Source organism: Desulfobacterales bacterium, from assembly GCA_030066985.1.
GTDB lineage: Bacteria > Desulfobacterota > Desulfobacteria > Desulfobacterales > JAHEIW01 > JAHEIW01.
This window is the reverse complement of record JASJAN010000058.1, coordinates 45,299-55,475: the sequence shown is the minus strand read 5'-3', so window position 1 is coordinate 55,475 and position 10,177 is coordinate 45,299. Positions and strand designations below refer to the sequence as shown.

Genomic DNA, 10,177 nt, shown 5'->3' with positions numbered 1-10,177 from the left:
TCCTTTTAATCATCATTTTCCGGCTTGCCGGACAGCAGCATATAGATGAAAAATGCTAAACCGAAACCAATCAAGCCAAAGCCAATAAATACCATATTATCCAAACCATGACCTCCACAATGATCTCAGACGGGTGCCCTTGCAGGCACCACAGGTCATCCACCACAGACCACCCGATCCACCCATCGTCCACAATCCCCGGCTATCGAAGCAGTTTTCCCGGTTATCAATGGACAGCGCTTAATGCGCCACGGATTCATTGGGCATTTCCAGCGAATCCTGGGATCTGTATTTTTTCAGCAAATCCTGAATTGCCTCTTCAAGGATATCATTCTGGCGCTTGTCCAGCCTGGCGGCCAGCACCTTGATTTCCCTGATGAGCTTGGTATCCAGGGTGGTGTTATACATTTTTCTTGTACCCATAACATTTATCCTCTTATAGAAATATCGGTAACTATAATGGGAACTTTAATAAAAAAATGGGCAACGTCATAAAAATGTTGCCCATATTAGAAAAAGTACTATTAAAATCTTACGCGAGCCCTATTAAAATCCCTTTGAGAGCAGTGAGGCGACATCCAACTGGCGAGTCGGAGGCTTACATATACAAGACACTTAAGGGCGAGGCTATAGTAAACTATGCCTTGCCCTTAATAACGCAGTAGATGAAAGTCTCCGGCCGTCAGCCCGGATTGGCCGCTGCCGGGGATGTCACTTTTGCAAACTCGGATTTGAAATACTTTTTAAATGCCATAATGGCGTACTGGGGTGCGCGGATTCCGATGTATTTTTGATGGGCCACCAGCACCGACAAAATAATCTTGGCGTCACTGTTTTTGTCCTGTGCGTATCCGACAAACCATTCATATTTGATGTCGTCGGTTTTGTTGTTAATCGTGCCTGTTTTGCCGCCGATTTCCAGCCGGGAGATGATTTTATCGCGGTGATATTTGCGAAATGTGCCGCGTACCGTGCCCGATCGAATGGTGGTTTTCATCAGCTCGCGCATGGCGGCCGATGTGTGCGGGGCAAAAGCCTGGGTGACCACAGCAGGCCGGCTTTGGTACAGTTGCGCGCCCTTTTCATCGCTGATGTGATCCACAATGGTGGGCTCAATTAGTTTTCCGCTGTTAAAAACCGTGGCCGATATCAACGCACCGTGAACCGGTGACATCAGGGTCTGGCGGTTAAACCCACAGGCAATCTCCGCCCATTGATAGGGCTCATCGGTAATGACCGTCTGACTGGGTGCCAGATAAACTTCAAAATTAATCTCGCGGTTGAATCCAAAAGACGCGGCATAGGTTTCCAGTTGTGTTTTTCCCAGGTACAGAGTCCCCAGTTTGCCAAAAACCGGATTTACCGATTTGGCAAAAGCCTCTTTTAGGGTAACGGTGTTGGTATATTTGTTTCTTTTTTCCTTGAGTTGCGACTTGTAGAGGGTGTATTTGCGGCCGTTATAGCGCAGTTTGGAATTCAGCCCTAAATTCCCTTTTTCAAGGGCGGCAGCCGCAGTTACGATTTTAAATATGCTGGCGGCCGGAAAAGAGCTGTTCAGACAGGGATTGTTTGACGGATCGGCCTTGTTAAATCCCACTAACGATAAAATCCGGCCATTATCGGGATCCATGACAACGATTCCGATGTGGCTGGAGTTTTTACGATCCAGCTTCTTGGTCAGGTAGCTTTGCAGCGCAAGATCAATGCTGGTTTGCACCCGCAGGCGTTGGTCGTTATTTTCAATTTCAAAAACATTGTCCTGCAAATCTGCAAAACGGCGGCTGTCGATTATCTGATGAATCTGGTCTTTGTCAAAAGACGGCGGCGCAGCCGCTTTGGGGGACTTTACTGGCTGTTTGACATTTTTCGGGGGCGGCGTCGTTTCAGTTTCGTCGAAAAGAGAGCCAAAAGACCCTGTGATGGCAACATAGACGGCCAGACAGCCCACCACAAACGGCATGATATATTTAACATACCGGCGCACATTTTTTTTGCGCTGCTCGCTTCTTTGTGCCCTTTGCAGCCGGTCCTGATAGTCTCGCCAACTCGCCTTTTTAATCTTAGTAATTTTAGGGACGCCCATGAAATTATTACTTTCCACCCGAATCTCGAATGCAAAATTCAGGTACTAGCCTTCGATCAGTTTCAGGTTATGTTCAGAGGCAATCGTTTCGCCGCGCTTGGCGGATTTGCTCACCGACGACTGTGAACAGCCCAGTTTTTCGGCCACGGCCGTGCCGTTCATCCCCAGCTCCCGCACGGCCCAATAACAAAGCACGCTGCGGGCTTTAACGATGGGCGGGTGTTTGCCGGCAGCCAGGACCTGGTCTGATTCTATACCAAAAACGGCTGCAACCCGCTCGACGACCTTTTCAAAATCAAAGCCCTTGGCAGCCAGTTGATATTTTTGCGCCAGCTGCTCCTGCGCTGCCTCCAAAACGGCATAGACAAAATCATTATCTCCCAGGATGCGTTCATCGCCTTTGAGACGCGCATTTGCCCGTCGCAGACCTTTGACGGCGGTCCATCCACCGGCGCTGCGGATCAGCCCGCCACCGATCAGATCCGGCCGGCGTCCGTGTTCGATCCCCTTTTGCACATAAGCCCGGTATTTTTTGCGCGCGACTGAATGGTTTTGACCGAATAAAGCCAGGATCGAGTCGGTATCCTGAAACGCATGCTGTTTATGGCCCAAAAGAATGGTGTGTCCGCCGTAAGCAAACTTGTCCAGCGCTTTATAATTGGGAACAACTCCGGCCCGCAGCGGATTGAGGTGAATATAGCGCACCAGCTCCAGCAAGTATGGTTCCTGCTGGCAAAGGATGGATTTGTAACGATTTTGAAACAGCTGCCCGTGGCGGCGATGGCGCCGATTAAAGGATACCGCATACCCGGTCAGCAAGCGCCGCATCACCGTTGAGATGGGGACATTGCCGCTGCACAGCAGCAAATGAAAATGATTGGGGATCAAAGCCCAGGCGTAGCAACGCGCCGTGCTTTCAGGCAGGACCGTGGTCAACCGGGCCACAAAATTGTCGCGATCGTGGTCATCAATAAAGATGCTTTTGCGTTCGATGCCTCTGACAATGATGTGCTGCAGCGCACCCGGGGCGTCTATGCGCGCTTGGCGTGGCATATACTAATCGTACCACGATATATGATGAAAGAAAAGTTATAATTTCATGGACGTCCCTTAAATAATAAATTTCCCAGAAAACGATTGATGGTCAAATTTATTCCCATTGCAGGATCAAGCGATTATCGGATTCGATTTTCACCCGTGTGTCGAACGATTGCCCTACCCGGTTTAAGGTCTCGCTCAGCCAACGGGTGTCGGCTTGCGAGGCCCGACGAAGTTGAAACTGCTTGATCTGCATCGGTATCATTTGAAGATCCAAAAGATGACCGTTAGACGCATCTAAGGTGGCAAAGTACATCATGGTTAGATCCGCCCTGAATTCCTCATAGCCGCCAATGCCCTCATAATCGTTTAAAAAATCCCCGCAGCCGTAAAGAATAAGCTTCTTGTTATAGACTTCAATCGCTTTGACATGATGCGACGAATGCCCGTGGACGATGTCCACCCCGCCTAAATCAATCAGGCGCTGGGCAAATCTTCTTTGTCGACGGGATATATCATGACCCCAGTTACCGCCCCAATGGATGGAAACGATCACGATGTCACCGCTGCGCTGGTGGACTTGCACCATTTTTTGAATGTGGCGTACGGATTCAGCGCTCAAATCCGGCAGCAGGTTGACGCCCGCCCGGCTGGAAGTAGCGGCCCAACTAGCGGGTATCCCGCTGTCGGGCAGGCCAACTGAAAAGACCTTTACCCTTTGCCGGTCGTTGATGCGGATCTCCGCCGGTGCAGCGGCAGAAATCGCATTTGGTCCGGCACCGGTGGTCTTGATGTGCGCCTTTTTCAGCGCTGCCAAAGTATCCAAAAGGCCGGCAAATCCCCAGTCTAAAACATGGTTGTTGGCCAGGGCACAAACATCGATGCCGGCGGCGCTTAAAGTGGCCGTATTTTGCGGGCTCATGCGGTAGTGGATGCCCTTGCCCTGCCAGTAATCATCACTGGTGGTAATGCTGGTTTCAAGGTTGATCATCCTTACGTGGGGCGCCGCATGCTCAAGCTCCGCCAGCGCATCTCCCCAGATGTAGGCAAAGCTGACCGGCTGCCGGATAGGGCCGTTTGTCCGTTCAGCCAGCTTGACATAACCCCTGGCGTTTTTCATATAGGACTCATGGATCAGCGGATCGACCGGGTGCGGTAACACCTGATCGATTCCCCTGCCGGTCATCACATCCCCGCACATAAATATTTTAATATTGGGCGTCATTTTCTTTTCGTCGGCCATGGAGGGACCGCTGGCGCAAAGCAAACTTGCGGCCAAAATATAACCAAGCACTTTGATGAGCATATCCATTAATAATACCGCATAACAAAATCGCAATCCGTTTTATCGCAGCGGCTGATCGATAAAAAATACATATTTGTCATTACCGTATATTTATATACAAATTTGTAATTATATAAATAATATTATACAATTATGTTATAAATAAAATGCAGCTTCTCTTATTCTTTATGAAAATAAAATATATATTTTCAGTACTTTAGAATTTAAATACCCTTTTATGAATAGTGGCATAAAGGTTGCTCACCTATAAGCCCAATATGAAATTTTCTGTAAATCCAGAACCCAAACCTGTCAAAGGAGGCATTTGCATGAAAGAGATCAAGGCCATTATCAAACCCTTCAAGCTTGAAAGCGTGAAGGACGCCCTGAACGGCATCGGCGTTAATGGGATGACAGTCAGCGAAGTCAAAGGCTTCGGGCGCCAGCGCGGTCACAGTGAGGTTTTTCGCGGCGCTGAGTATCAGGTGGACTTTGTGCCCAAGATCCAGATTGATGTGGTTGTCGATGATAATCTGTGCGCCAAAGTCATCGATATCATCAAAGACAAGGCCAAAACCGGCAAAATCGGCGATGGCAAAATCTTTATCCGCTCGCTGGAGGAAGCCATTCGAATCCGCACCGGTGAGACCGGTTTGAACGCAGTTTAAATGAAAACATTTTCTAATTGAAGGAGGAGTCAGATCGTGATGAAAAAATTATACCTTACATTTTTGTTTGTCGTCATTTCAATAAGCCGTGTATGGTCCGGAGACGAAGCGCCCACCGTTGAATCCAACAAAAACCTGATCGACCTGGTGCAAACCCATGCCGATTATGTCTGGACATTGGTGGCCGCGGCCCTCGTGTTTTTCATGCAGGCTGGTTTTGCCATGGTGGAAGCCGGTTTTACCCGCGCTAAAAATGCCGTCAACATCCTGATGAAAAACCTGATGGATTTTTCGATGGGCTCGCTGGCGTTCTGGGCTGTCGGCTTTGGCCTCATGTTTGGTGCCTCTTCGACCGGCTGGTTTGGAACCTCGGGCTTTTTTCTGTCCGATTTTGAGGTCGGCGGCGATCCGTGGGTGCTGGCGTTTTGGATGTTTCAGGCCGTATTTTGCGCCACTGCCGCCACCATCGTTTCCGGTTCCATGGCCGAAAGAACCAAATTTTCCGTTTACCTGATTTACAGCGTCGTGCTCAGCGCCCTGATCTATCCGGTTTTCGGCAGCTGGGCCTGGGGCAGCCTTTTCAACGGCAGCGGCTGGCTCGAAAACCTCGGGTTTATTGATTTTGCCGGATCGACCGTGGTGCACTCGGTGGGCGGCTGGGCAGCCCTGGCCGGCACCCTGGTGCTCGGTCCCCGCCTGGGAAAATATACCAAAGACGGCCGCACCAAACCAATTCTGGGCCATAACTTGCCGTTGGCGGCGCTGGGTGTTTTCATCCTATGGCTGGGTTGGTTCGGGTTCAATCCCGGGTCAACCACCGCGGCCAACAAAGATATTGCGCTCATATTCGTCAATACCAACCTGGCTGCAGCAGCCGGTGCTGTCCTGGCCATGGTGATGTCCTGGATCCGGTTCGGCAAACCGGAAGTCGGCATGAGTTTAAACGGTGCCCTGGCCGGTCTGGTGGCCATTACCAGTCCATGTGCCACAGTCACCCCGCTAAGTGCTGTCATTATTGGTGCCGCTGCCGGAATCCTTGTGGTGCTGTCGGTGCTGTTCTGGGATAAAATCAAAGTCGATGACCCGGTGGGCGCTATATCGGTTCATGGGGTTTGCGGTGCCTGGGGCACCCTGGCAGCCGGTATTTTTAATATCGGCGGCACCTCGTTGAAAATCATTGGTGTGCAGCTTTTGGGCATCGGGGCCTGCTTTTTGTGGGTATTTCCAACCGCATTTTTGATGTTCAAACTCATCGATAAAGCTGTCGGACTCAGGGTCGCGCCTGAAGATGAATTGGAAGGGCTCGATCTGGTGGAGCACGGCGGCAATGCCTATCCGGATTTTGGCATCTCTTCAACCAGGGGAGTCGGGTATGCAGGTCGACCGCCGGGGCCACCTGACGGCCTCGCCGGTGATTCGGTCGGTCAGCTCAAACCGCTTGAGCAAACTTAAATACCGGTTTTCCTATAACCGCAGAAAAAAAGCCCGCTGATCAGATTCAGCGGGTTTTTCACGTTGTGCAAATGTTGCACGGATGGTTGCTAAAGGGGTCTATTTTATCGATCTGGCCTCGTCAAAACCGTGGCGCAAGGACAGCTTGGAAAACATCTGGGCCAGTCCCACGCCGAGGGTGAAGACCGCATCGGCATTCAGGTTTTGATCGGCGGTCTGGTCAAAAAATACATTCAAACTGGATTCAAGCCCATCTTCAGGCTGCCAGTAACAGATCATCATGGGCACTTTGGGCAGCGGATGCAGCACCACCGAAATGTCGGATTCAAATTGCTCTTCCACCTGTTGGGCGCTGAAAATATGGACCAGGTCGTCAAAGAGTGCGGTGTAGCTGTCAGCCACCTGTTTCATGGCGTCCTCGCAGCGCTTTTTAAAAAGGGCATAGCGTTCCTTGCCGTCTTTTAACTCGCGAAACGAAACCCAGTTGCCGGAGACCGGCAGCCCTTTGCCGGCCAGGATATAAATCAGAAACGGAACCGCCACCCAGGGATTGATGTGGATCTGGGTATACAGATTTCCGTCGGTATCGACGCTAAAATCTTTGCCCAGCACCTTCAGCGTCAGTTTGTTGCCCATAAAATCGGCGCCCACTCTCTGAGCCGCCTCGGGCAAATCAGCAGCGGTAATTTCCTTTTTAAGCTGCTCCAGAAAATCGGCCCCTTCCACAAAACCGGAATTGGCTTCTTCATCCGACCCGGAAAAGCGCGCAATGATTTCGCGATCCAGCTTGGGGCAATCGGCGATATGGCGTTTGCCCTGGAATACGGCGCCGGCAAAGGCCAGGCATGTTTTCTCACCGCACTCCCGGCAGTTGGATTTGTCGAGCAGCTGAAATACCTCCATGGCGTTTTTGGGTTTTGGCATACCAAGCCTCTCCTGCGCCAATCCTCGATTTGCAATAGCAATGGACTGACCAAAGACTTATTCATACGCATGATCTTTTTAGATGTCAATCCATGAGCGGTCGGATCGGCGAACGCCAGCGATCCTATACCAGCGGCCGGGTCTCATTGCCTCCCTGCGCTGCCATCGGTTGAATGGTTCAATCATCGGGCTCAACCGGCAGGCAGATCTTACGGTCTTGCCAGCTCAATCCCCATAAACAGTTCGCCCGGAATCGGCTCATTAGGAGGTGGCGAACCAATTTCCCGTGTGGCCAGCGAGTCGTTTTCAAAGCCAACTTTAAGATCAATACCGGTTTCGTTGATCTGGTGGGCCACAAAATGGCTGAGTTGAAAAGTACCGAACAGGGTCGCATCGGTTTTCACCTTTAGGGTGGCCTCGCTCAGACCGCCCAGCCCCAGTGAGGCCCCGCCGGACAGCTGAACACGAAGTTTTTTAAACGTCACTGTGAGCTCACCGCCACCAACGTTATCCTCCCACTCAAGGGGCAGCAGTTTATCCACGGCAACATTGAGCAACTGGCTTAATACCGGCAGGAAGATGATCATAAACGGCTGCATGGCAACCATCAAAACCGCTGCCAGCACGCTGTCGATACTGACCTGGGCAACCAGCGTCGCGGTGGCCACGAAATCCACCTGCGCCGCAAGAGTTACGGGATCTTTTTTAACGCCGGCATCCAGCTTGACAGCGGCACTGGCATGGATGGTGACTTTTTTCTTTTTACCGAACAAAGCGCCCAAAAACCCGCCCTTGTCGACTTTGATGCGCGCGGAGGCATCGGCATATACGCCGATTAGCGCTGGATTGCCAGTAGGTGTAATTGGGTTAAGAAATTCAACTGCCGCACGCCAGACACCAAAGGTGGCACCGGGAGTCGGTATCGTATTTCTGATTTGATTCTGGGCCAAAAGCAGCGGTATCAGCTGGTTCAGCGGCCGGTTGCTCAACACCACCGCCACGTTAAACGGGCTGCTCGACGGGATGATATCCAGCACGGTCGCAATGTCGGAGGGCGATTGGTTGGCGGCTGCAAAATCAGCCGCCAGATACAAACCGTCGCCGGCTTCGTTGGTGCCCAGATAGGGGGAATCCGTATCAAACAGCAGGGCAAATTTGGCAAAGGCATCGGCAAACTGCAGAATGGGTATCGGAATCAGCTTCAGCGGCGTCAGCACCGTGCGGACCCCTAGACCGATGAAATCTGCCACCAGATTCAGCACCGGATTCAGGCCCCGCAAGGTGTTTAGGCCCCCGGCATCCAGATCAAAATTGGCAAAACCCAGCGAAACCCCCAGCGGCAAGCCGCCGGGTGATACCGGCAGGCTGATGGCCAAATCGTTGATGCTCACAAAAAACGTCTCTCTTAATAAAGTGGTTCCAGGCGGCAACCCCATCAGACTGACATTGACCTCCAGCTCGGCATCGACCCGAAAGCTGGCCAACGTGTTGCCTTCTTTGAAGCGCTGGTTGATGTCAGCGCTGCTAATTTCCGGGATGCTCAGATCGGTTATTTCGACTTCTATGTTGACCCCGGTTGAGGAGCTGCCACTGCCGCTGCCGCCGCCGCCGATCTGATGGGTAAATTTGGTTTTGTTGTCTTTTCTGAGCTGCTCCAGGATGACATCCACAATCACATCCAGGGCTGCGGTTTCTATCTGGGCGATGATATCAAATGCTCCGGGTGTAAAAGCCATTTAGACCACCTCCTTTAAAAGCGTTGCCAGCTCAATCGGGTTGTTGACCTGAACGGCCATGCGCTCCTTGTCGACACAGGGCTCTTCGGGGCCGTCGCTTTCCAGGCAAATGCGGCGCATACCCGCCAAATGTCTTCCCCATTGCAGTTGGACCAGACGGTCGTCGGGGGCCGGCAGGTCGCGCGGCAGGTCTTCGCAATACGCAATTTCCCGCTTGGTCTCTTTGGACAACCGTACCCGCAGCAGTTGTTCGGCAAAATAAATCGGGTGCACAAACCAGATCCTGCCATTTTTGGTTGACAGGTTGACCGCATCAACCAGCAGCTCGGCAATGTCCTCTACTCCCGGCGCTGGAAAAGCGCTCCTAGGTTTGTTGTAGACGACCACGTACTCTACCCAATGAATTTTGGGAGCCTCTGCTTCATACGGTCTGGCGGGCTGAAAACCGCTATCCACTTCAAACACATAAGCGCCCTCTTCGTCTGATGCCGTAAATTCAAAGCCAATGGCCTCTACGGCGGCACTTTTAGGCATTTTTTGGGGTTTCTCCGCTTGCAGCAGATACTGCCAGCCTTTCTGCCAGCGGCCGGGTTGGCTGTCGTCGATGGCAACTTTTTCTTTTTTTGGCGCGCTTTTTAACCGCATGGCTGAAAATTTTTTCGCAAAATCAGGCGGCACAGCCGGGGCGTTCGGGCTGCATTGTATAAATTCATCAAATCGCGCCTTGGGGACAAAGCGTACCTTAAGTTTGGGCCTTTTACCCACATTGTGCGGCCATATGAGGCGATAGGCCGCCTTTTCACCGGGGCTGACAGCCAGCGGCCCGGTCAACACGGTCATTTCGCGCGCTCCCGCATGCGGAAAAGTGTGCACAATATCGTTGCGCAGCTCATGTGCCTTGTAAACGGTTTTATCGCGCTTTATGGTTTTGGATTTGCCTTTTTTGGGCATCGGATTTTCCTTTCTTTTGGTCGGGCCACCTGGCCATTCC

9 protein-coding genes are annotated in these 10,177 nt (G+C 51.6%); 2 read left to right on the top strand and 7 right to left on the bottom strand.

Going from position 1 to position 10,177, the window contains the following annotated elements:
* Positions 1 to 240: 240 nt before the first annotated feature.
* The 4 genes from QNJ26_20950 to QNJ26_20935 form a co-directional block, all read right to left on the bottom strand.
* Positions 241 to 423, bottom strand: a complete 183-nt coding sequence (locus QNJ26_20950; GenBank protein ID MDJ0988024.1) for a ribbon-helix-helix domain-containing protein — start codon at positions 421 to 423, stop codon at positions 241 to 243.
* Positions 424 to 682: 259 nt separating this feature from the next.
* A complete protein-coding gene (locus QNJ26_20945; protein ID MDJ0988023.1) occupies positions 683 to 2,083 on the bottom strand; it encodes a penicillin-binding transpeptidase domain-containing protein in 1,401 nt (466 codons plus the stop codon).
* Positions 2,084 to 2,128: 45 nt separating this feature from the next.
* Entirely contained in the window at positions 2,129 to 3,136 is a 1,008-nt protein-coding gene (locus tag QNJ26_20940) for a transposase (GenBank protein ID MDJ0988022.1), read from the bottom strand.
* Between the two features lie 97 nt (positions 3,137 to 3,233).
* Positions 3,234 to 4,433 (bottom strand): CapA family protein, encoded by a 1,200-nt coding sequence (locus QNJ26_20935; protein ID MDJ0988021.1) that lies wholly within the window; start codon positions 4,431 to 4,433, stop codon positions 3,234 to 3,236.
* 302 nt (positions 4,434 to 4,735) lie between these two features.
* On the opposite strand from QNJ26_20935, the gene QNJ26_20930 reads away from it, so the two are divergent.
* Complete coding sequence (locus QNJ26_20930) at positions 4,736 to 5,074, top strand: P-II family nitrogen regulator (GenBank protein ID MDJ0988020.1); 339 nt, start codon at positions 4,736 to 4,738, stop codon at positions 5,072 to 5,074.
* A gap of 39 nt (positions 5,075 to 5,113) precedes the next feature.
* The gene (locus tag QNJ26_20925; GenBank protein MDJ0988019.1) at positions 5,114 to 6,526 is read left to right on the top strand and encodes an ammonium transporter; all 1,413 of its coding nucleotides are present in this window, start codon (positions 5,114 to 5,116) and stop codon (positions 6,524 to 6,526) included.
* Between the two features lie 99 nt (positions 6,527 to 6,625).
* On the opposite strand, the gene QNJ26_20920 is transcribed toward QNJ26_20925, so the two are convergent.
* From QNJ26_20920 to QNJ26_20910, 3 genes are all read right to left on the bottom strand, one after another.
* On the bottom strand, positions 6,626 to 7,450 hold the full coding sequence (locus QNJ26_20920) for a DUF3786 domain-containing protein (GenBank protein ID MDJ0988018.1): 825 nt from the start codon (positions 7,448 to 7,450) through the stop codon (positions 6,626 to 6,628).
* A gap of 209 nt (positions 7,451 to 7,659) precedes the next feature.
* Entirely contained in the window at positions 7,660 to 9,186 is a 1,527-nt protein-coding gene (locus tag QNJ26_20915; GenBank protein MDJ0988017.1) for a hypothetical protein, read from the bottom strand.
* On the bottom strand, positions 9,187 to 10,137 hold the full coding sequence (locus QNJ26_20910; protein ID MDJ0988016.1) for a hypothetical protein: 951 nt from the start codon (positions 10,135 to 10,137) through the stop codon (positions 9,187 to 9,189).
* Between the last annotated feature and the right edge of the window lie 40 nt (positions 10,138 to 10,177).